Source organism: Rossellomorea sp. GQ25, from assembly GCF_059758515.1.
This window is the reverse complement of the sequence record NZ_JCAXEQ010000017.1, coordinates 1-21,138: the sequence shown is the minus strand read 5'-3', so window position 1 is coordinate 21,138 and position 21,138 is coordinate 1. Positions and strand designations below refer to the sequence as shown.

Genomic DNA, 21,138 nt, shown 5'->3' with positions numbered 1-21,138 from the left:
CCAGAGGCGACAAGCATAAGACGAATCCTCACAAAAGGCGCTCTTTGCCTTTTTTGTGGATTTGGCTTATGACCTCGAGCCTCTAAGCCCCGGAGCTGGACATGTAGAAAAGCGGAGGGGCTTTGCCCAGAGGCGACAAGCATACTTTTATTAAAAGCATTGTTTAGGTTAATGATAGTGATTGTAGTTATTCACATTTTGCCGCAACAAAAGCCGAAAGTGCCGCAAGTTTGCTCAAAATTGCTGCAACAAAGTTGATAATCCAGCTTAGAAAGTGCTTTCTCCAATGCAAAACAACTATTTAGGTAGCTATTTCATAAAATAATCGTCACCCGCATATATTTGAGAGCCTATTTTCGTTCCGCTTTATCCAGTTTCATTCCATATCCCGGTTTTTCAGGGGTTTTCATATAATTAAACATCTATGTCGAATTTTCTTTTCCATAGAATACAAAAAAAATAATAACTAGAGGTTTCAACTCTCTAAACATCGGGGTATATAAAAAACGTGTGAACTGCCACTTTTAAACGACCGGCTCTACAGACAAAAAAAAGAGCCTTACAAAAGTAGGCTCTTGATGCTATAGATCCTATTAGGAAGCCCCAGCTTCTTCTAACTCAACTTCTTCTAGCTCACCTAGACGGTGGTACTCAGCTAAGACGGCATCCTGGATCTTGCCGCGAGTACCTGAATTAATTGGGTGAGCAATATCACGAAATTCCCCATCTGGAGTTCGCTTGCTTGGCATCGCTACAAATAAGCCATTGTTCCCATCAATAACGCGAATGTCATGAACAACAAATTCATTATCCAGCGTAATAGATGCGATAGCTCTCATGCGACCATCGGTGTTTACTCGGCGTAATCTTACGTCTGTTACTTCCATTCTGTTCACCACCTTTTTCCCTAGATGAAATCTACTCTATGTATTCAACGAATTATTTAGATATTCCTTCTTAAATTGTAAAATTTTTTGAAAAGTTTTATTTTTTATATCCTGTCATCTATTTCATTTGAACTACACTTGCTTTTTAAAACAAAAAAACACCCGTGCATTTTACTTCACGAGTGCGATTACTTCGATTTCAACTAAGGCATCTTTAGGTAAGCGGGCTACCTCTACACAAGAACGAGCCGGCTTGTGGTTACTAAAATATTCCCCATACACTTCATTAATCGTACCAAAGTCATTCATATCCTTAATGAATACAGTGGCTTTTACCACGGTTTCCAATGACGCTCCTGCTTCTGATAGTACGGCTTGAAGATTACGGAACACCTGATGCGTTTGTTCCGCTACATCCCCTTCCACCATAGTACCTTCTGCCGTCAGAGGAATTTGACCTGAACTGTAAAATAAATTATTTACGACAATCCCCTGAGAGTATGGACCAATTGCTGCTGGTGCTTGCTTAGTAGAAACTACACGCATATTAAATGCCTCCCCTTATGGTAGAAATGTTAAATTTGATTGAAAATAATTTCCTTCCGTCAATGAAATCTGTTTATCTTTTTCATTCACATCAGACAATTTTAGCAACGAAACATAATCATCCACTAGTCGACCATCGAGACTATTGGATTCAACTAAAACACCAATTCCGGATAAAGTAGACGAGAACTCTTCAAGTAAATTCTTCATACCGTTGATGGTTCCCCCTGCCTTCATGAAATCATCGACAACCAATACTTTAGACCCTTCCTTCAAACTTCTCTTGGAAAGGACCATGGATTGGATTCTCTTCGATGAGCCGGACACATAATTAATGCTCACAGTCGATCCCTCTGTTACACGACTATCCCGTCTAACGATGACCACTGGAACATTTAAGTATGAGGCAATTGCATTTGCAATCGGTATCCCTTTTGTCGCAACTGTCATGATGACATCAATATCTTTCTCAGCAAAAGCAGACGCCAGTAATTTCCCGACACTTTTCATAAGCTGAGGGTTCCCCAGCAGGTCAGTCATGTATAAGTAGCCGCCTGGTAATAAACGATCTGAGCTTTCCAGATGAACACAAAGCTCATCTATCATTTCTTTCGCTTCCTGACTGTTTACCTTTGGAACATATTTCACTCCACCAGCTGCTCCGGGAACTGTTTGAACAGTCCCCACGCCCCGTCCTTCAAATGTTTCCTTTACTATCGTCAAATCTTCACTGATGGAAGACTTTGCCGAACCATATCGTTCAGAGAAAAAAGTTAAAGGAACAAGTTGGTGGGGCCGTTCTAATAAATAATGCGTCATATCAATTAATCGTTCACTACGCTTAAACTTCACCAAAGAAACCTCCTAAATCCGAATATTATAATGTAAATATATCATTAATATACGGATTTCGGCAAGAGTTCTTAATCTCCCAGCATGCGCACAGCGAACACTTGATCACAAAAACCCCTTAAACCATTATAGATTCGATGAAGTCTTGATTCATATTGCACTAATCCATATACCGTCGGTCCGCTTCCGCTCATTAGAACAGCATCGGCACCAAAACGCTCCATTTGGTCCTTGATTTGAGCCACTTCAGGGTGCATATCCAATGTGACCGATTCAAGTACATTCCCAAGATTGGAGCATATATCATGATAATTTCCATGTTCTAAAGCTGAAACCATGGCGTTTGTATTCGGATGCGTAATGTTTTTCAGGTCCAAATTTTTATAAACATCTGCTGTTGAAACCCCTATTGTTGGTTTTGCTAAAATAACCCAGCAATTTGGTGGAGCAGGAAGGTGTTTGATCTTCTCACCTCTGCCTGATGCTAAAGCTGTACCCCCGTAAACACAGAAAGATACATCTGAACCAATTTCGGAACCAAGCTCTGCCAACTCATCCATACTGAGACCTAAATCCCATAATCGATTTAAACCTTTTAAGGTTGCTGCTGCGTCACTGCTCCCGCCTGCTAATCCTGCTGCTACAGGTATCACTTTATCAATGGAGATTGCTACCCCTTTTTTGATATTCAACCTGGTCTTTAATAGCTGTGCAGCCTGGTAGGCAAGATTTCTTCCATCGTCCGGTACAAATCGATTATGCGAGAGAATCTTAATCGTATCATCAGAAAGATTCGTCAGCTCAATTCTATCTGCTAAATCAATTGTAGTCATAACCATCTCAACTTCATGGTAACCATCTGAACGTTTATGTAAAACATCAAGTGATAGGTTAATTTTTGCCGGCGCTTTCACTAATAACCTCATATCATCACCTTCTTACCAATACTCTTTGTTATATTGTATCATACACTTAATATTGAGAGTGTTAACTTCTAAACATACTCACATAAGTATGTTATTTTATCACGTAAAGTACTGATAGGAAAGATTGTCTTGTCTTTATTAAACAAGGGCCACCTGAAAAGCACTACACTTTTAAGGTGACCCCCTGTATATGGTACTGATAAAAGACGTAATCCTGTATGCGTGAAAAGAGTTAGTGAGGACGATTTTCAGATAATTGCTGACTTGCGCGCTCAACTGCGCGCTTCACCATATTACCTGCATCTCGTGACGTGATTCCACCCCAACCATCCTTCTGAACAACATCATAGAATCCCAATTCCTGAGCGATTTCTTCTTTTAATTGATCAGACATGATTCCTCTTCTTCTGCTCATCGTCTACCTCCTTTAGATGTACCACACGTTTAGTATGTGTACAAAAGGAAAAAACATAACAAAAGGAGAAAGCTCTATCTATGTACTTCATGAAAATAGGACAAATAAAAAAGCAGCAAACTATTGTCTACTGCTGGCTAAAGATGAGATTTCCTGTTGCTTCATCATAAAATGTTAATTGAACTGTCTCAGTGAGAACATCTGCATAGCTGTAAGAAACTCGTTCGAACGCATTCTCTTCTTGATCCAGTTGAACCACGAATACAGAAGGATACGTTTCGGCTAGAACACCTGAACGCTCAATTGTTTTTCGACGTCCACCGTTTGCTTTAAGCATTAAACGTTTCCCAAGATTAGAATCAAGGGATCTTTTAATGTCGGCTAATGTTTTTGGCATTTCGCTTCCACCTCACTATAATCAAATATAACACATTATGTAATTTCAGTCAAATAAATTTATTATTTTAACAAGAATAAGGAACACCTGTCAATATATTTTATTCAACAAAAAGTACGTTTTTTCTACACACCTAACATTCCCCAACCCTTGAAAAATTATGTAAACAATAAAAGCGGAAGGGCTTTGCCCAGAGGCGACAAGCATAAGACGAGCATGCCGGAAAGGCGTTTTTTGCCTTTTTGGCATGGTTGGCTTATGACCTTGAGCCTCTAAGCCCTGGAGCTGGATAATCGAAAAGCGGAGGGGCTGGGGCAGGCCCGACAAGCATAAAAACCATTAAAAACCCCACCTTACTAATCTATACATCTAAACACCAAATAGACCTTACAATTCACGCAGTAAATTGTAAGGTCTATTTGATATTTGTCGAACAATCTCTATTCTTCTTCTGTAATTTTATATGGCATCCCTGTACGAAGGACACCCTTCGTCTCGATTCCGCCAAGCCCTTTGTCCCCTGTTAACGTATTGCGGATGACGTCCCACACATTTACAGAATCCTTAAACCCCGTAAAACAAATCTTAGCCACAATATACACGGGGTCCAATGCATGAATATTGACTCTGGACGGGGAGCTGGCAAAATTGGCTCCAGCATGGATTAGTGATTCAAAGTGGGATTGACAAGCACCTGCAAAGATCACTAACTGATCCAGGTGTGGAGATTTGCTACGTGCTTCCCGCACTGCCTGAACAAAATATTTAGAATGTCGATAGGCGTTAATATCAGCTTTGGTCCCTTTCGACTTAGAATAGGCATCGTGACCGGTCAAAACTATAATATTCGGTCTATATTTATCGATAAGCGACCCAATCTGTTCAGGCATCTCTGTCTCACTACAGTGAACACCTTTTACCGGGACACCAATTTTTTCATAAAGATCTAGACACTTTCTTAAATAGCTGGGATCTCCATCAAGATGAAGCACTTTCCCTGGAACCTGGAAATAGTTATAGTCGTCTCGATAAGCATTCGTTACCCTATATTCCTGCTTATACTTCAGAAGCTCTATATCCTGACGAAATAGGTCAAGAGATTGTTCCTCCTTTGAACGAAACTCCTGCGTAATACGATCCTGCTCTCTAGGGTCCATCTTCTTCAAATCATGAAAAGGAGCATCCGCTATTAATCGAAAATCTTCACCATACAGAACTGCCGTTTTTTGGCCATCTATCATGCGGATATCTATTACTCTGAATAAAATATCACATTTATATGAAAGGCGACCTACGACATCATTGATTTCGATATTCACATCAGTCACTCCCGTGGGCTAAACATTCGTTAAATCAAAAAAGGAAATAAATAAGCCGAGGAGGATCAACGTTTGTCATATCCTTCTCCACACGTTCCTTATTCTTAATTAAGTAAATATTCCCTGTGATAACCTATGCAACCCTCTAATATTCGGTGTCAATAAAATGGGAGTCCCCTGCTCAATACACGGGAATATAAAAAATGGCTAAACGCACTTTCACGTTTAGCCATCTATCCAAGCTTTAATTAAAGTTCGGGTATAACGCATCACTCAACCGGCCGAATTCCTGTATCGACAGTGTCTCTCCACGGCGTGTGGGTTCAATCTCAGCTGCAGATAAGGCCTCAAGGATCATGTCTTTCTTTTCCTTTCCTTGAGGAAGCTGACTGCTTAAATTGTTCAGGATAGTCTTTCTTCTTTGAGCAAAAGACGAGCGTGTAACAATAAAGAAGAAGTCTTCACTGATCACCTCGACAGGAGGCTTCTCCCGCTTCGTTAAACGGATGACGGCTGAGTCCACATTTGGCTGCGGCATAAAGACCGTTTTCGGGACAGTCATGACCATCTCGGCCTCTGTATAGTACTGTATAGCAATCGAAAGAGATCCGTACGCTTTTGTTCCGGGCTGAGCTGAAATACGGTCCCCTACTTCTTTTTGAAGCATGACACAGATTCCTCTGATCGGGAGACGCTCCATCAACAGCTTAAGAATGATAGGTGTTGTGACGTAATAAGGAAGATTGGCCACCACCATAATATCCTCGAACCCTCCAAACTCTTTGTTAATTATGGATTCAACATCCGCCTCTAGTATATCTTCATTGATGATTCTCACGTTTTTGTAAGGAGATAGTGTATCGTTAAGAATAGGAATCAGTCGCTGATCGATTTCAAATGCGACGACCTTCCCTGAGGTACGTGCCAGATGTTCTGTTAACGCACCGATTCCAGGCCCAATCTCAATGGCTGCGGTTTTCTCAGATAACCCTGCGTATTCTGTTATGTTCCTGAGGATATTGGGGTCAATCAAAAAGTTTTGACCTAGACTCTTTTTAAACGAGAAACCATACTTACTTAATATCTCTTTTGTGCGTATCGGGGTGGCAATATCTTTATGCATTTTCTTCCTCCTGAATAATTTCCATTAAAGCTTGCTTAAACTCTTCTTTTTGAATATTGAACATCCTTAATCGTTTGTGCAACTGTTTTCCATTAGTGTATCCGATTCTAAGCTTCTCACCAAGAGCAATTCTTCGGTCCTTCGACTGAGCACTCCCGATTAAGCCTGCATCGATTAAATCCTCTTTTGAGATGACTTCTTCCTGTTCAACATCCAAAAGATGAGCCTCTCTTAAGGATTCTCTTATAATCGCAGGGGTTGCATGTTCTACACCTATCCCTCTACCTGACTTTGGCAGCGCATCCTTCTTATGTACAAAGGCGTGCTTACAACCCGGTACCGCATCACTCACAATCTTCCGGATACGTTCACCCGGGTAGTCCGGATCGGTAAAGATGATTACGCCTCTTTTTTCCTGGGCGTGTTTTATTTTTTCTATAGTAGCCGGAGACACAGCAGAACCATTCGTTTCAATCGTATCTGCATTGACAGCACGTTGAATGGCTACCGTATCATCCTTTCCTTCCACTACGATGATTTCTTTAATTTTCATAATTCCTCCAAAAAAGTTGAAACATTTCTGCTTTCATTTTCGTCTAATCATTGAAGACCTAAAGCTATTATAACGGTTTTCTCCGATAAATAAAAAAAAGCAGGAGAACACCCCTGCTCTTAGTTTAATATTTTTACTTTTATTGTTTTTCTTCCCCAACGATAGGCATCTGATTTAGACGGGAAGAATACATCAATTTTGTTCCCTTTGATTGCTCCACCCGTATCTGCAGCTACGGCATAGCCATAGCCTTCTACATATACCTTTGTTCCTAAAGGAATGACAGAAGGGTCTACTGCAATCACTTTAACATTCGGATTTGATTTCAGGTTGATTCCTGTAGCTGTATAGCCAGAGCATCCGTTACATGATGCAGTGTAAGCTGTAGAGCTCACATAAAACTCTCTTCCACCACTTGGAGCAGCTGAGGCTGTTGCAGATGAATTAGATGATGAACTTCCACGTGAAACTTGAGCCACTAAAACCTTTGTTCCAACATTAATGATTTTATCCTGGCTTTCTTTCACTACTTTTTCACTAACTAATTTTCTGGAAACCTCTTTGCCGTTTTCTTTCACAACTTCAAATTTCTTTTCAACCAAGCCGTTTTTACCTTCTTGAACGACCTTCTCTTTTCCTTTTGAAAGATCGGAATCCTTCTTGGAAATAACGGTGAAATCCTTTGTCTCTTCCACTACATCGGTGACTTTTTCAACTCGAACGACATTTACGACATCATTTGCTTTAACAACTTTGTCTAAACTTGGTTCAACACGGTCTGCATCTTTTAGTGTAATTCCTTGTTGCTTTAAAAAGTCAGCGACCGTAGTCGAAGTAGACCATACCTTTTGTTCTTTTCCGCCGTTCACAAGCTTAAGTGAAAATGCGGTATCAATCTTCACGTTCATGTCCCCTGTTACTTTTTCTGATAAGCCGGGTTTGACCTTATCATGTTCTCCTACTTTAATTTCATTTTCAGAGAGTAACTCTTTTACTGTATCAGCAGTCGTCCAGACCTTTTTCGTCTGATCCCCTACTACTACTTCTACCTGTTTTGCCGGTTCCCAAACAATGTTCATGTTATTTGAGACCTTCGTATTCCCCGAAGGGTACAAATAGTCTTGTGAGCGGGTTGAAATCTCTAATTCTTTTAATATATCTTGAATTGTATTCGCATGCGTCCTAATCTCTTTTTGCTCGCCGTCTAAGGTCAATGCCACAGTGTTTTTAGATCCTTCATAAAAAAGAATTCCAAATACAGCTGCAGATGTTACCAATATTCCGATTGTAACAATCCATTTCCTTCGACTCAAAGACTTGGAAAACAGGCTTTTCATGGTTTTAAACTTCATGAAAAACGCCTCCTTTTCTCGGAGTGATTATATAGAGTAATCCAGTGACTGTCAACCCTTACTACTTTTAACTTAATCTAGCAAAATATTGAAACCCAGGGAACATAAAACATATTATGCATAAAAGAAGAGAAAAAGAAAAGAGAGAGTTATCGACATGTTTATCCTATGAAACAAGAATCCTATGTAGAACTTTTTGTTTTTATTATCTATTTGGACAAGCTCTCTCAATTCTCGACAATATCTGATGTCAGTTTATGTTGAATAATTTTTTTGCATTTTCGGTTGTTATGTTCTCTACTTCTTCAAATGAAACTTCCTTAAGGTCCGCAATCTGTTCTGCTACCAGCTTCACATATGCAGGTTCATTTCGCTTCCCTCTGTTCGGGTGAGGTGCTAAATAAGGACAGTCTGTTTCGATCAGAAGCTTTTCCAACGGAATTTCTTTTGCTACTTCTTTTGGCTTTTTCGCATTTTTAAAGGTTACGGGACCTCCCAGAGAAATGTAGAAATTCATATCCACACATTCTTGAGCAATTTCAGGACTTCCGCTGAAGCAATGCATAATCCCTCCAACTTCCTCTGCTCCTTCTTCCCTGAGGATATCCACTATATCTTGTGTGGCATCACGATTGTGTATAATAATTGGGAGTTTTACCTTTTTAGCTAAATGAATTTGTTTTCGAAACACTTCTTTTTGAACATCTTTCGGTGATTTATCCCAGTGATAATCAAGTCCCATTTCCCCTATTGCAACTACTTTAGGGTGGTTTGAGAGCTCTTCTATCCAAGCTAAATCTTCATCCTTCATATCAATTGCATCCACTGGGTGCCAACCAATGCTGGCATATAAAAATTCATACTGCTCAATGAGTTCCATCGCCCGGTTAATCGTTGGACGATCAAAGCCGACGACCACCATTTTTTCAACTCCAGCTTCTCTTGCTCTTGAAATTACCTCCTCCAGATCTTCGTTAAATTGTTCAGCATTCAAATGAACATGTGTATCAAATAGCATGTAAGACACTCCTTGTAATAAAGATAAGTTTAATATAAAAAAGCATGACAAGCATCACATTCATGTAACATTCATATTACATATTATGGTTTCTATGGGTATTTTTTATTAATACTGTTTCATTCACAGTTACTCTTCATTCTATCTATTTTAGTCACAGAACCAAAACAATCTGTTTCTTTCTCTATTACTGTTTTCTAAATATAGTAATGAGTTAAAAAAATACCTAACATGATGATTGTCATTCCTAATATTCTTTATTTCAATATAACAAAGGGATGTTCCACGTGGAACATCCCTTTGTCTACAAAAGCATAAAAACCTTACTTATTTTACTTTCGTTCCATTTGGTAAAGACTGGTCGATGGAAGCAAGAGATAGCGTTCCATTTTCTTCACCAGCGAGAATCATTCCTTGTGAAAGTTCTCCACGCAGTTTTACCGGCTTCAAGTTTGTCACACAGATTACTTTTTTCCCAACCAGTTCGTCCGGCTGATAGAATTTAGCAATTCCTGACACAACTTGTCGTTTTTCAAAGCCAAGATCCAATTGCAGCTTTAGTAGTTTATCCGCTTTTTTAACCGGCTCAGCTCCAATAACCTCCGCTACTCGAAGCTCAACTTTCATGAAATCATCGATTCCGATTTCCTCTGATTCTTCTTTAGCAAGCTCCTTCTTTTCTTCAACAGCAGGAGCAGATCCTTGCATTTTCTCTTTGATGAAGTTTACCTCTTCCTGAAGTTCAAGTCGCGGGAAAATCGGTTCTCCTTTTTTCACCACTTCAGTTCCTGCTGGAATAGCTCCGAAACTTTCCAAGCTTTCCCATGTGTGCATTCTTTCATCATGAAGATTCAATTGTTCAAAAATCTTCTTAGGAGTTCTTGTTAAGAACGGTTGTAAAAGAACAGCGACTCTTCGTAATGATTCAGATAAATGACTCATCACACTGCCGAGCTCTTCTTTTTTGCTTTCGTCTTTAGCCAGGGCCCAAGGCTGAGTTTCATCAATGTATTTATTCGTGCGGCTGATTAACTGCCATAGACTGGACAATGCTACAGAAAACTCCATGTTTTCCATTGCTTCTTCATATTTATTCACTGTTTGTTTGTTTATTTCAAGGAGGGCAGTATCGAATTCACCGTTAGAATCAACATAGGTTGGAATGACTCCATCAAAATATTTATTGATCATAGCCACTGTACGATTTAACAGGTTTCCTAAGTCATTTGCTAAGTCGAAGTTGATGCGTTCAACAAATCCTTCAGGCGTAAAGACTCCATCAGAACCGAAAGGCACTTCTCTTAACAGGTAGTAACGAAGAGAATCCAGGCCGTAACGGTCAATAAGGGTAACAGGATCGACTACATTCCCTTTTGATTTAGACATTTTCCCGTCTTTCATCAGAAGCCAGCCATGAGCGAATACCTTCTTAGGAAGCGGGAGATCTAGAGCCATTAACATGATCGGCCAATAGATCGTATGGAAACGAACAATTTCCTTCCCGACCAAGTGAACATCCGCGGGCCAGTACTTTAAGTAATTTGTATCTTTTTCACTGCCGTAGCCCAGAGCTGTAATATAGTTTGAAAGGGCATCGATCCACACGTAAATGACATGCTTGGGATCTCCCGGTACTTTCACTCCCCAGTCGAAGGTTGTTCTTGAAACAGCCAAGTCTTCTAAGCCAGGCTTGATGAAGTTATTCACCATCTCATTCTTTCGGGACTCAGGCTGAATGAACTCAGGGTTTTCTTCATAGTAAGCAAGGAGCCGGTCAGCGTATTTGCTCATTTTGAAGAAGTACGATTCTTCCTTCACTTTTTCAACGGGTCTGCCACAATCAGGACAGTTTCCGTTTTCTAATTGACGCTCAGTAAAGAAGGATTCACATGGAGTGCAATACCAGCCTTCATACTGGTCCAAGTAAATATCACCTTGTTCGACAAGCTGATGAAAGATCTTTTCCACGATATCCTTATGACGCTTTTCTGTCGTACGGATAAAGTCATCATATGAAATATCCAATTTCCCCCATAGATTTTTAATTCCACTAACAATTCCGTCTACATATTGCTGTGGAGTAATTCCTTCTTCCTGAGCTTTACGTTGAATTTTCTGTCCATGCTCGTCCGTTCCTGTCAGGTACATGACATCGAATCCACGCATTCTCTTATAACGGGCCATTGCATCACCAGCAACCGTGGTGTAAGCATGTCCAATATGTAAATTTCCACTAGGATAATAAATCGGTGTTGTAATATAGAAGGTATTCAACTTTTCTTCCACTTTCTGTTCCTCCTCTTTTTTTATCTACCCTCATAAAGCCATATGGGCCTCCGTATGGTTTATAGTGGCATAATTGTTTCGTACATCCATTATCTGCGCCTTACCTATCATCTTAACCTCTTATCTCATCAAAATATACCTAAAATACAGGGTTTCTGCAACTAAACAATGTTGAATCTTAAAACTGTCGAAATAAGTGAAGTATTTTGTCGAAAAATGTATTTATTAAAGAAAATTCGACATTTCTCTCACTTTTTACTTTCGTTACAATAATATTTAATTGGTAATACATTTTTTTACAACAAAGCGTAAAGCTTATTAAAACAACACTTTTTTATCCATTTTTTCTTAATAATTTACAGATTTAATTATTGACGATATTCCTAATCGTTGGTATGATAGAAACAACAAAAGAAATTTGTCGAATATTGACGAACTAGAGAGATATAAATAATATTTATTTGGAGGAGATTTTCAAATGAAGTCTACAGGTATTGTAAGAAAAGTTGATGAATTAGGTCGTGTTGTTATTCCTATCGAATTACGTCGTACATTAGGTATTGCTGAGAAAGATGCTTTAGAAATCTATGTTGATGATGAAAGAATCATCTTAAAGAAATATAAGCCAAGCATGACTTGCCAAATCACGGGTGAAGTTTCGGATGATAACATTAAGCTCGCTAATGGTAAATTGGTTCTTAGCCGTGAAGGAGCAGATCAATTACTAAAAGAAATCCAGGATTCACTACAAACAAAATAATTTGTTGTTAATATATCAAAGGCCTGAGTGACTAGACTCAGGCCTTTTTTTATCGGCTGTTTTCATAAACATCGTTATTTAAAGTAGAAAGTAGTAGTTGATTTCCGCTGCAGGTTGCTCGCTTTCCGCGGGGCGGGCGGTAAGCCTCCTCGGCACGCCAGCGGGGTCTCACCTGTCCCGCTTCTCCCGCAGGAGTCGAGCACCTTCAGCTCCAATCAATTTTCTATGCATGAGTTTTTTATAAAATCAAAATAAAAACAACAAGCCTAGAAAGAGTCTTTCGTAAACAGCATTTTGTACAATATGGTTACTTTCACAGAACCTTTTTATTCTACATGATAAGCTTGATAAACTTCCCGTTTTGGAAGGGAGCGTTCTTTTGAGACTTGTTTGATGGCTTCTTTGGAGGTCATGCTTTTTTCGTTCATGTAGTGCTGCACATGGTCCAGAAGGGAGTAGTTGCTCCACCAGGCGTCTTCCTCTTCTTTTTCCAACGGACCCGCTCCTTCAATTAATAAGCAGAATTCGCCTCGTACTTCCCCATCGTTTGCCCATTCCATTACTTCTTCCAGGGATCCACGGATGAATTCCTCGAACTTCTTCGTGAGCTCACGACAAATGACGATTTGTCTATTTCCCAGAGCCCCATATAATTCTTTTAATGTTTCTTTTAATCTGTGTGGTGATTCATACAGGATAAATGTATCTTCCAACGTTTTAAGTGTCGCAAGCTCCGCTCTTTTGTCTTTTTTCCCTCTATGTAAAAACCCATAGAAATAAAATGGTTGCGGAGCCAATCCTGAAGCGATTAAAGCAGTAAGAGCTGCATTAGCTCCCGGTAATGGAATGACAGCAATCTCGTGATCGATTGCTTCTTTCACCAGTTCGTAACCCGGATCTGAAATGGATGGCATTCCTGCATCACTTACAAGGGCAACGAGCTCGCCTCTTTGCATACGTTCGATCAGCTTCTGTCCGCTTGTTTCTTTATTGTGCTCATGATAGCTGATGATCGGCGTATCAATTTCAAAGTAGTTACATAATTTTTTTGTATTTCTTGTATCTTCAGCAGCAATCACTGCCGCTTCCTTCATCATGCGGATTGCTCGAAACGTCATATCCTCTAAATTCCCGATCGGTGTAGGGACAAGATACAAACTTCCTTTTTCACTATCTTGAAAGCTTTTCTGTTGGTTCATTGAATAGCTCACCTCCTTATTTCTTTAGTCCTTATCTTCATTCTTTCCAAACAGCATATCATATACTTCCCTTGAATATTTGTTCTGTTCATCGTACACATAAAGGGGTGGAAGGATTTTTAGGTCCGGTTTCCCATCTTTTATTCCTTCTATTAAGATGGTGTTGGCTTCTCTTCCTGACTTCGGATATACAAAGCGCAATCGTTTCGGCTCGAGACGATGCTTCCTCATTAACGAGAGGATGTCCATCAATCGACCTGGACGATGGACGAAGGAAGCCTTTCCTCCTTGCTTCAGGAGATAGCTTGAAGCTTTAATGGTATCCTCAAGGGAACAAAGGATTTCATGACGGGCGATCGCATAGTGTTCGTTTACGTTTCTTTTATCACCGGGTGGAGTATTAAAGTATGGAGGATTACATGTTACGACATCATAGTGTGAATGATGAAGGAGCTGATCGATCTCCTTCACATCCCCCAGCTTCATGGATATTTGATTTTGACGACCATTATACTCGACACTTCTCTGTGCCATATCAAATAATCTTTCTTGAATCTCCACCCCGGTAATATCAACTTTGGTTCTCGCACTTAGTAATAAGGGGATGATGCCGTTTCCCGAACATAGATCAACCACTTTCCCTTTGTGAATCGGTAAATAGCTGAAATGGGCCAATAGGACAGCATCTGTTGAAAAGGAGAAAACAGATGGACTTTGAATGATCCTCATATTTTCAGCCAATAAATAATCTAAACGCTCATCTTCTTTTAACTCGACCATGCCTTTCCTCCATTTTTTCTTCTATTATATATAGTTTCTAAAGTTTTTAAATAGGGTGGTGAGAGAAGCCTCTCCGCTTTTCGATTTGTCCAGCTCCGGGGCTTAGGGCTCGAGGTCATAAGCCCATTCTGCCAAAAAGGCAAAATACGCCTTTCCGCCAGACTCGTCTTATGCTTGTCGCCCCTGGGCAAAGCCCCTCCGCTTTTCGATTAAAAAGGACCAATCCCTTTTTGTATGGATCAGTCCTTTTTAATCTGTATATTATTCTATGGCATGAAGGGTAAAAGATGTATTTACTCTTTCCTTATTTCTTGTTTAAGAATGAGAGGCAGAATAAACAATCTTCATCCTTCCGTGGACTTCCGAAATGTATATTACAAATATGAAATCCTTCCTGGTATAATCGAGCAAGGTTGTCATACCCTTCTCCTATATCCAGTGTTTTATCTTCTAAGTCTGACTCACTCGTTGTACCCGCATCGCTGTTTGTTTGTACCTTTTTTGGTGAGTTCTCTGTTTGTTCCAGTCTACGGCGCAAATGCTCATTTTCCAGCTTTAGAGAATTATTCTCTTCTAACATTTCAGCTAGACATTGTTTGAGCTCACCTAATTGATGATATAAATGACCAATTTGTTGTTCCATGTTACTGACTGAATCAAAGAACTCTTTTTTATCCACGACACTACACCCCGTTACTCTGTGGCTTGGAATGATACGGCACCCACGTTCATGATTTCATCTAATGTGAATTCCAGAACCCGCTCTTCTTCTTTAATTTCCACTTGAAGAATACGTTCCAGAATATTAAGACCTACCACTTTACCTTTTCCATGAGGTGTCTTAATCACTTCTCCAATATCAGGTAATTCCTCTTTCGCTGCTTCATACTCGTCGTTCTCGTATTTCAGACAGCACATTAAACGTCCGCATAAACCTGAAATCTTCGTTGGATTAAGGGATAGATTTTGATCCTTCGCCATCTTGATGGATACCGGCTCAAAATCACCTAAAAAGGTAGAACAACATAGCATGCGGCCACAAGGACCAATACCACCCAGCATTTTTGCTTCGTCTCGAACGCCAATCTGACGAAGTTCTATGCGGGTACGGAAAATGGAAGCTAGATCTTTTACTAGCTCTCGGAAATCAACTCGTCCATCAGCCGTAAAATAGAATATGACTTTATTACGATCGAATGTATACTCTACATCTACCAGTTTCATATCTAATTGATGCTGATTAATTTTATCACAACATACATTGTAGGCTTCCGTCGCAGATGATTTATTCTCATCTACGATTAATCGATCTTTTTGATCAGCGATACGAATCACTTTTTTCAATGGAAGCACTACATCATTTTCTCCGACTTGCTTTCTCTCTACGACTACTTTTCCAAATTCGACCCCGCGAACGGTTTCAACGATTACATAAGAATCTTTCTGAATATCCAATTCACCCGGATCGAAATAATAAATTTTACCCGCTTTTTTAAAGCGAACACCTACAACATCGTACAAAGGACCATCACCCCTGCAGTTTTAGCATAAGCTGTTCTACTAGCAGCTGCGAATTCATATTGGCGTTTAACTTGCGTTTTGCTTCAAGTATCGCCGTCATATTAGTAGAAAGACGATTGGTAGATACTTGAAGTGCGTTTGATTTCCAGTTTTCCTTTTGGTCCGGGTACACGAGCTGTTCTTCTTTTCCTAACTGGATATGAAGTAAGTCTTTATATATTAGAAGTAAAAGATCTAATGCTCGATCGACTTGATCTTTTTCTTTGAAGTGCTGTACAAAATCCTCTTGTATTTTGACCATTGCTTGGAATGGACTTTTCTGGAGGACTTCATATAATTTTAACACTATTATTCTTGCTTGTGCAAACCACTCATTTTGACATATTTCTACAGCTTCCTCATAATGGTTCGTCAAGTTGGCTGCTAGCGTTGCAAAATGAGGTGGGATTCCCTCTTCCAATAACTGTTTTGTCAGCTGTTCTTTCGGTAACGGCTTAAACGAAATCGTCTGGCACCGTGAAAGAATAGTAGGCAATATGCGATGAATATTTTCTGTGATAAGAATCGCTGTGGTATCAGCTAACGGCTCTTCAAGAAACTTAAGTAGGCTATTAGCCGCATTCGCTGTCATCTTATCTCCATGAACAATAATGTAAATCTTCTTCTTGGATTCTACACCTGTTTTCGAAAATTCTTCTTGCAAACTTTTAATCTGATCCTTCTTGATCGAAAGACCGTCCGGCTCTACCAGGTGCAAATCCGGGTGATTCCCATGATTGATCCTTTTGCAATTGGAGCAGCTTTCACATGCCTTTCCATCTACCCGGTTTACACATAGCAATGCCTTCGCAAACAGGATGCTCATTTCTTTCTTTCGTGTCCCTTTTTCACCCTCGAATAAATAAGCATGAGCGACACGATCCTTCACAATACTATTCTGAAGCATCTGAAGGACGACGGGCTGAAATGGTTGTATCTCTTCAAACTTCATGTCCTAACATCACTCTCTTACATATAAAGATTAATAAGCAATCCCTTTATTTCTCCAATTTTCCCTAGTATATCAATGGACTTCTTTTCTTTATCTAATACATCTTCCGTGAGTTCAATAAGCTGTTGATCGATGGTTTCTACTATATTGAGCTTTCTGCCTTCACCATACTGATTCCACGTATGAGATTGCTTCAAATCCATCCCAAAATCTACGGCCTCACGCACAAATTTTTTGACCAATGTTTTATATTTAGCAAGATCTTTAAATGATCTTGATTTGGCTAAACGACTGCCGGCATCTTCTATTGTGACGAGCAATTTACTAAGCTGTTCCATCTGCATTTTCTGATCGTGCTTATGAACAAGCTGCCCGAATTTAACTTGACCTGTTCCATTAGATTTCTGGTCTTTCATTACTTTATCTAAGGAAACCCGATGGTCCTGGTTAATTTTCATAGGTTAAACCTCACTTTAAAACTGATGGAATTGCTCTACAGGAAGAACGAATACGGTCGCTCCACCAACGGCTACTTCAACAGGGTAAGGCACGTATGAATCTGCATTCCCACCCATGGGAGAAACAGGAGCCACCATCTGATCTCGTGACTGACAGTTTTCTTTAATAACCTGTAACGCTTTATCTACACGAATATCTTCTGTACCAATAATGAACGTAGTATTTCCGGACTTCAAAAACCCGCCTGTACTCGCTAATTTTGTTGAACGAAAATTATGTTCCATCAGGGCATTAGACAAACGGTTGCTATCTTTATCCTGTACAACTGCCATAATTACCTTCATTAATCAATTCCTCCGTTTTAAAGCCATTTACTTCCTTCTATTATATCATTGAACAGGATCTACATACATGTTTCATCTAAAAAAGAGACGGACTTCTTAGCACCAATTTTTGCTTAGAAGTCCGCCTTTTTCTTTTAACAAAACTTACTTGTTTAAGTAATCGGTCACGATACCATATGCATCACCAAATACAGCTTCTTTGCTCTGGCTGGCATCGATGACTTGAATACGATCAGGAAATTGTTTCATTAATTTCTGATACCCTTCTCGAACGCGCGTATGGAAATCAACCGATTCCAGATCTAACCGGTTCACTTCTCTTCCATTATGTTTCGCAATTCTCTTTAACCCTTCTTCGGGATCGATATCAAAATATAACGTTAGATCCGGCATCTTATCCTCAATTGCAAATTGATTGATATTCATGACCTCTTCCATTCCGATTCCACGGGCATTTCCTTGATAAGCAAGAGAACTATCAATAAAACGATCACAAATCACAATCTTCCCTTCTTCAAGTGCGGGAATCACTTTTTCCACCAAATGCTGTCGTCTCGCTGCAGCATATAATAGAGCTTCCGTCCGTTTATCCATTTCCGTGTTCTTTGTATTTAATATCACTTCTCTAATCTGTTCAGCAATCGAAATGCCTCCAGGCTCCCTCGTCTGAATGACATCGAAGCCTTCCTGTAATAATCGGTTATATAATTCCGTTAGTATCGTTGATTTACCGGCTCCCTCAGGACCTTCAACTGTAATAAACAATCCTTTTGACATGTCTTTCCCTCCACTTGCTTATCGGTACACAAACACACGATTTTCATCTAAGCGGTGATGACCTTGAATGTTTGCCTTATTCTTTACATACTCTGTTAAACGCTCAATGGCGTGAGAGGTGATTCGTTCTCCAGGAATCAACAGAGGAATTCCTGGTGGATAAGGAGTGACCATTCCTGCTGAAATTTCTCCTTCTGCTTCATCAATGGGAATGAGTGCTTCACCTTTCTCTTCCATATCCTCAAAGCTTAATGCCAAAGTAGTAAAAAACTCTTGGCTATTTGGACGATTTGTTTCATGATTCTTTATCTTTTCTATTATCGGTTCATTCCCTAATGCCTTTCGTATTCGGCTGATCGCTTCTTTATAAGGAAAAGAACGATCTTTCTTCAGTAACGGGAGGATCAGTAGTACATAATCGGGGTCAGCAAGCTCCGGGTAAATTCCCTCTGACTCTAATAACTGTTGAAGAATATATCCTGACCTTCCCTCCAGCTTAATGACAAGCTTTAGTGGATCATCCGTCCCCTTTACAATGAGTTGAGGATGAACCTCCTCTAATGCTTGTACAAACTTATTAATCTCTTTCAGATTCTGATCCTTATCTTCTTGTGTAAAAGTCCCAATATAGGACCTGGCATAATCAAGTGATGCCATAATCGGATACGATGGACTACTTGATTGTAGCATAGTTAAATATTCTTTCACCTTACGCTCACTCACTCTGGAGCTAATGATGTGTAAAAACGACCCCATCGTCATGGCCGGGAGCATCTTGTGTGCCGAATGGACAACAATATCCGCTCCACATTCAATTGCAGACTCCGGAAAAGGGCTGCCCAATGTAAAATGAGCACCATGTGCCTCATCAACAATAGACGTTACATCATGTTTATGTAATTCCTCGATTATTTTATCGATATTGTATGTGAACCCATAATAAGTCGGATAGGTCAGAACACACGCCTTCACCCGGGGAAATGCCTTCAATGCTACCTTCAAAGCGTCGAGACGAATACCAAGGGCGGTCCCCTCGTCGTTCCACTCTGTTTCTATTAATATAGGAATAGCCTTAGCAAGCTTGATTCCATTTAATACCGACTTATGACAATTCCTCTGAACGAAAATGGGATCTCCCGGTGAGCATGAAGCAAGAATGGCAGCAATATTTCCAACCGTACTTCCGTTCACTAATAAATAACTCTTCCTCGTCCCATATACATCCGTCAGCAAGTCCTCCCCTTCACGTATTGCCTCGTGAGGATCATGTAAATCATCCAATCCGCTTAACTCTGTAACATCAGATTGATAAAATGGTTGATCATCCATCAATAAACCGTTTTTATGACCCGGCACATGAAAAGAGATAGGCCTGGCAGACCGATGCTTCTCTATCGCCTCAATAAGAGGGGTTCTCCTCTGATCTCGTTTCATACTCTGAATCTCCTCAAAATAAATATCCACTCATATCGTATCACAACCATGCTGTTCGATGCTCAAGGGAACTAGGAAAACTTTTTAAAGGACAACGCTCTGCTAGTTAGCTACTAATATCAAAAAAAATCATAACCAATTGTACTTCCTGGTTATGAATAGATTTGAGGAGTATTCACTTTTTTTAATCTTTGAACGAATGTTTTATACAAAGGATCATTTGTTTCTGTCTGAACCAGTTCTTTCTCACACTCTGTGCAGATAAACGATGTGTATAGATGGATTCCAATCTTCTTTTCAACGTGACAAACGATACACTCTTCCCCAACCGCCTTACTCTCCGGATTTAACATAGGGCTCTCCACCTCCATACAACCTATTCTGCCTCAAAACCACCAATTGTATACATTTTTTCAAACTTTTAAACTGACAGAATAATCAAGTGTAATTTATCTTATGTTACAATCGCCCTGTCTGTGTATGTCTCTATAAAAAAGATTGTGGAAAAAAGATATTGGGTGAGAATTGGGGCTAAATTCATTAAAAAGAATAGTAGATATTGGTGGACTATGGATTAGTAATGATCATTTTTGGTATTGGAAAGATAATCATTATATGTGGTTGGGTAATGGATGTGGTATGTGCGGTATGTGCGGATAGAAAGCTATGAAGCTTGAAAAATCGTATAAAATAGGTTGTTTTTGTTTGAAAATGTGACCCAACTTGAAAGTTTCCCTGTTTTATCGGTGCTCATACCGCTTGTTTAGGTATAGCTTTGTCTTGATTTGTGATTATTGCGTCGTTATTTTTTTATTTTATGCGTCGTTTTAGAACTTTATTGCGTCATTTCTTCATTTTATGCGTCGCTTTTACCCTTTTTTGCGTCATTTTTTTATTTTATGCGTCTTTTGCCATTTTTCTTATAGTAAGACTCTGTCAGAATTGCATACAAAAACGGATCTTCATCTAAGATTAACTGTATAGAAGATAGGTGCCTGATTCTCTGTCCAACAACATTCTTTGATAAAAAAACAAAAAAAGAGCAACCCCTAAGAGCTACTCTTTTTCATATTGCCTGGCGACGTCCTACTCTCACAGGGGGAGATCCCCCAACTACCATCGGCGCTGAAGAGCTTAACTTCCGTGTTCGGCATGGGAACGGGTGTGACCTCTTCGCCATTATCACCAGACAATATTCA

Annotated in this window: 23 protein-coding genes and 1 rRNA gene; 1 reads left to right on the top strand and 23 read right to left on the bottom strand. The window is 39.7% G+C overall.

The features are described from left to right. Positions 1 to 593: 593 nt before the first annotated feature. The 12 genes from spoVG to metG form a co-directional block, all read right to left on the bottom strand. A complete protein-coding gene (spoVG, locus tag AC6CIB_RS23270; protein WP_032085215.1) occupies positions 594 to 887 on the bottom strand; it encodes a septation regulator SpoVG in 294 nt (97 codons plus the stop codon). A gap of 171 nt (positions 888 to 1,058) precedes the next feature. After that, on the bottom strand, positions 1,059 to 1,433 hold the full coding sequence (locus tag AC6CIB_RS23265; protein WP_044340630.1) for a RidA family protein: 375 nt from the start codon (positions 1,431 to 1,433) through the stop codon (positions 1,059 to 1,061). Between the two features lie 15 nt (positions 1,434 to 1,448). Further along, positions 1,449 to 2,285: a pur operon repressor gene (gene purR, locus AC6CIB_RS23260; protein ID WP_498284674.1), complete on the bottom strand. Its 837-nt coding sequence runs from the start codon at positions 2,283 to 2,285 to the stop codon at positions 1,449 to 1,451. A gap of 71 nt (positions 2,286 to 2,356) precedes the next feature. Further along, a complete protein-coding gene (ispE, locus tag AC6CIB_RS23255) occupies positions 2,357 to 3,211 on the bottom strand; it encodes a 4-(cytidine 5'-diphospho)-2-C-methyl-D-erythritol kinase (RefSeq protein WP_113971036.1) in 855 nt (284 codons plus the stop codon). A gap of 232 nt (positions 3,212 to 3,443) precedes the next feature. Further along, entirely contained in the window at positions 3,444 to 3,626 is a 183-nt protein-coding gene (locus tag AC6CIB_RS23250) for an alpha/beta-type small acid-soluble spore protein (protein WP_149158179.1), read from the bottom strand. Between the two features lie 127 nt (positions 3,627 to 3,753). Then, positions 3,754 to 4,023: a biofilm formation stimulator Veg gene (gene veg, locus AC6CIB_RS23245; RefSeq protein WP_138781732.1), complete on the bottom strand. Its 270-nt coding sequence runs from the start codon at positions 4,021 to 4,023 to the stop codon at positions 3,754 to 3,756. Between the two features lie 440 nt (positions 4,024 to 4,463). After that, positions 4,464 to 5,342, bottom strand: coding sequence for a sporulation peptidase YabG (gene yabG / locus AC6CIB_RS23240; protein WP_498284672.1), 879 nt, complete (start codon positions 5,340 to 5,342; stop codon positions 4,464 to 4,466). Between the two features lie 244 nt (positions 5,343 to 5,586). Further along, complete coding sequence (gene rsmA / locus AC6CIB_RS23235; RefSeq protein WP_498284670.1) at positions 5,587 to 6,465, bottom strand: 16S rRNA (adenine(1518)-N(6)/adenine(1519)-N(6))-dimethyltransferase RsmA; 879 nt, start codon at positions 6,463 to 6,465, stop codon at positions 5,587 to 5,589. Next, entirely contained in the window at positions 6,458 to 7,018 is a 561-nt protein-coding gene (gene rnmV, locus AC6CIB_RS23230; RefSeq protein WP_498284668.1) for a ribonuclease M5, read from the bottom strand. The genes rsmA and rnmV overlap by 8 nt, the downstream gene beginning before the upstream one ends. Before the next feature lie 119 nt (positions 7,019 to 7,137). Further along, positions 7,138 to 8,370 (bottom strand): ubiquitin-like domain-containing protein, encoded by a 1,233-nt coding sequence (locus tag AC6CIB_RS23225; RefSeq protein ID WP_498284666.1) that lies wholly within the window; start codon positions 8,368 to 8,370, stop codon positions 7,138 to 7,140. A gap of 250 nt (positions 8,371 to 8,620) precedes the next feature. Continuing rightward, positions 8,621 to 9,388: a TatD family hydrolase gene (locus AC6CIB_RS23220; RefSeq protein ID WP_498284664.1), complete on the bottom strand. Its 768-nt coding sequence runs from the start codon at positions 9,386 to 9,388 to the stop codon at positions 8,621 to 8,623. A gap of 327 nt (positions 9,389 to 9,715) precedes the next feature. Then, a complete protein-coding gene (gene metG / locus AC6CIB_RS23215) occupies positions 9,716 to 11,674 on the bottom strand; it encodes a methionine--tRNA ligase (RefSeq protein ID WP_498284662.1) in 1,959 nt (652 codons plus the stop codon). Between the two features lie 478 nt (positions 11,675 to 12,152). Between metG and abrB the strand changes: the two genes are divergently transcribed. Then, complete coding sequence (gene abrB, locus AC6CIB_RS23210; protein ID WP_044340639.1) at positions 12,153 to 12,434, top strand: transition state genes transcriptional regulator AbrB; 282 nt, start codon at positions 12,153 to 12,155, stop codon at positions 12,432 to 12,434. 326 nt (positions 12,435 to 12,760) lie between these two features. Here abrB and rsmI read toward each other — a convergent pair whose 3' ends face one another. The 11 genes from rsmI to rrf form a co-directional block, all read right to left on the bottom strand. Continuing rightward, positions 12,761 to 13,633, bottom strand: a complete 873-nt coding sequence (gene rsmI / locus AC6CIB_RS23205) for a 16S rRNA (cytidine(1402)-2'-O)-methyltransferase (protein ID WP_498284660.1) — start codon at positions 13,631 to 13,633, stop codon at positions 12,761 to 12,763. A gap of 24 nt (positions 13,634 to 13,657) precedes the next feature. After that, entirely contained in the window at positions 13,658 to 14,413 is a 756-nt protein-coding gene (locus AC6CIB_RS23200; RefSeq protein WP_498284658.1) for a tRNA1(Val) (adenine(37)-N6)-methyltransferase, read from the bottom strand. A gap of 304 nt (positions 14,414 to 14,717) precedes the next feature. Further along, the gene (yabA, locus tag AC6CIB_RS23195; protein WP_299746420.1) at positions 14,718 to 15,092 is read right to left on the bottom strand and encodes a DNA replication initiation control protein YabA; all 375 of its coding nucleotides are present in this window, start codon (positions 15,090 to 15,092) and stop codon (positions 14,718 to 14,720) included. Positions 15,093 to 15,106: 14 nt separating this feature from the next. Next, positions 15,107 to 15,934: a PSP1 domain-containing protein gene (locus AC6CIB_RS23190; protein WP_498284655.1), complete on the bottom strand. Its 828-nt coding sequence runs from the start codon at positions 15,932 to 15,934 to the stop codon at positions 15,107 to 15,109. A 7-nt stretch (positions 15,935 to 15,941) separates the two neighbouring features. Next, a complete protein-coding gene (holB, locus tag AC6CIB_RS23185; RefSeq protein WP_498284653.1) occupies positions 15,942 to 16,925 on the bottom strand; it encodes a DNA polymerase III subunit delta' in 984 nt (327 codons plus the stop codon). A 17-nt stretch (positions 16,926 to 16,942) separates the two neighbouring features. Continuing rightward, a complete protein-coding gene (locus AC6CIB_RS23180; protein ID WP_498284651.1) occupies positions 16,943 to 17,383 on the bottom strand; it encodes a YaaR family protein in 441 nt (146 codons plus the stop codon). Positions 17,384 to 17,398: 15 nt separating this feature from the next. After that, positions 17,399 to 17,728 (bottom strand): cyclic di-AMP receptor DarA, encoded by a 330-nt coding sequence (gene darA, locus AC6CIB_RS23175; protein WP_044340646.1) that lies wholly within the window; start codon positions 17,726 to 17,728, stop codon positions 17,399 to 17,401. Between the two features lie 144 nt (positions 17,729 to 17,872). Continuing rightward, positions 17,873 to 18,505 (bottom strand): dTMP kinase, encoded by a 633-nt coding sequence (gene tmk / locus AC6CIB_RS23170; protein ID WP_498284648.1) that lies wholly within the window; start codon positions 18,503 to 18,505, stop codon positions 17,873 to 17,875. Between the two features lie 18 nt (positions 18,506 to 18,523). After that, positions 18,524 to 19,939, bottom strand: a complete 1,416-nt coding sequence (locus tag AC6CIB_RS23165; RefSeq protein ID WP_498284645.1) for an aminotransferase class I/II-fold pyridoxal phosphate-dependent enzyme — start codon at positions 19,937 to 19,939, stop codon at positions 18,524 to 18,526. Positions 19,940 to 20,091: 152 nt separating this feature from the next. Next, entirely contained in the window at positions 20,092 to 20,292 is a 201-nt protein-coding gene (locus AC6CIB_RS23160) for a sigma factor G inhibitor Gin (RefSeq protein WP_498284643.1), read from the bottom strand. A 720-nt stretch (positions 20,293 to 21,012) separates the two neighbouring features. Then, positions 21,013 to 21,129, bottom strand: a 5S ribosomal RNA gene (gene rrf / locus AC6CIB_RS23155). Positions 21,130 to 21,138: the final 9 nt, after the last annotated feature.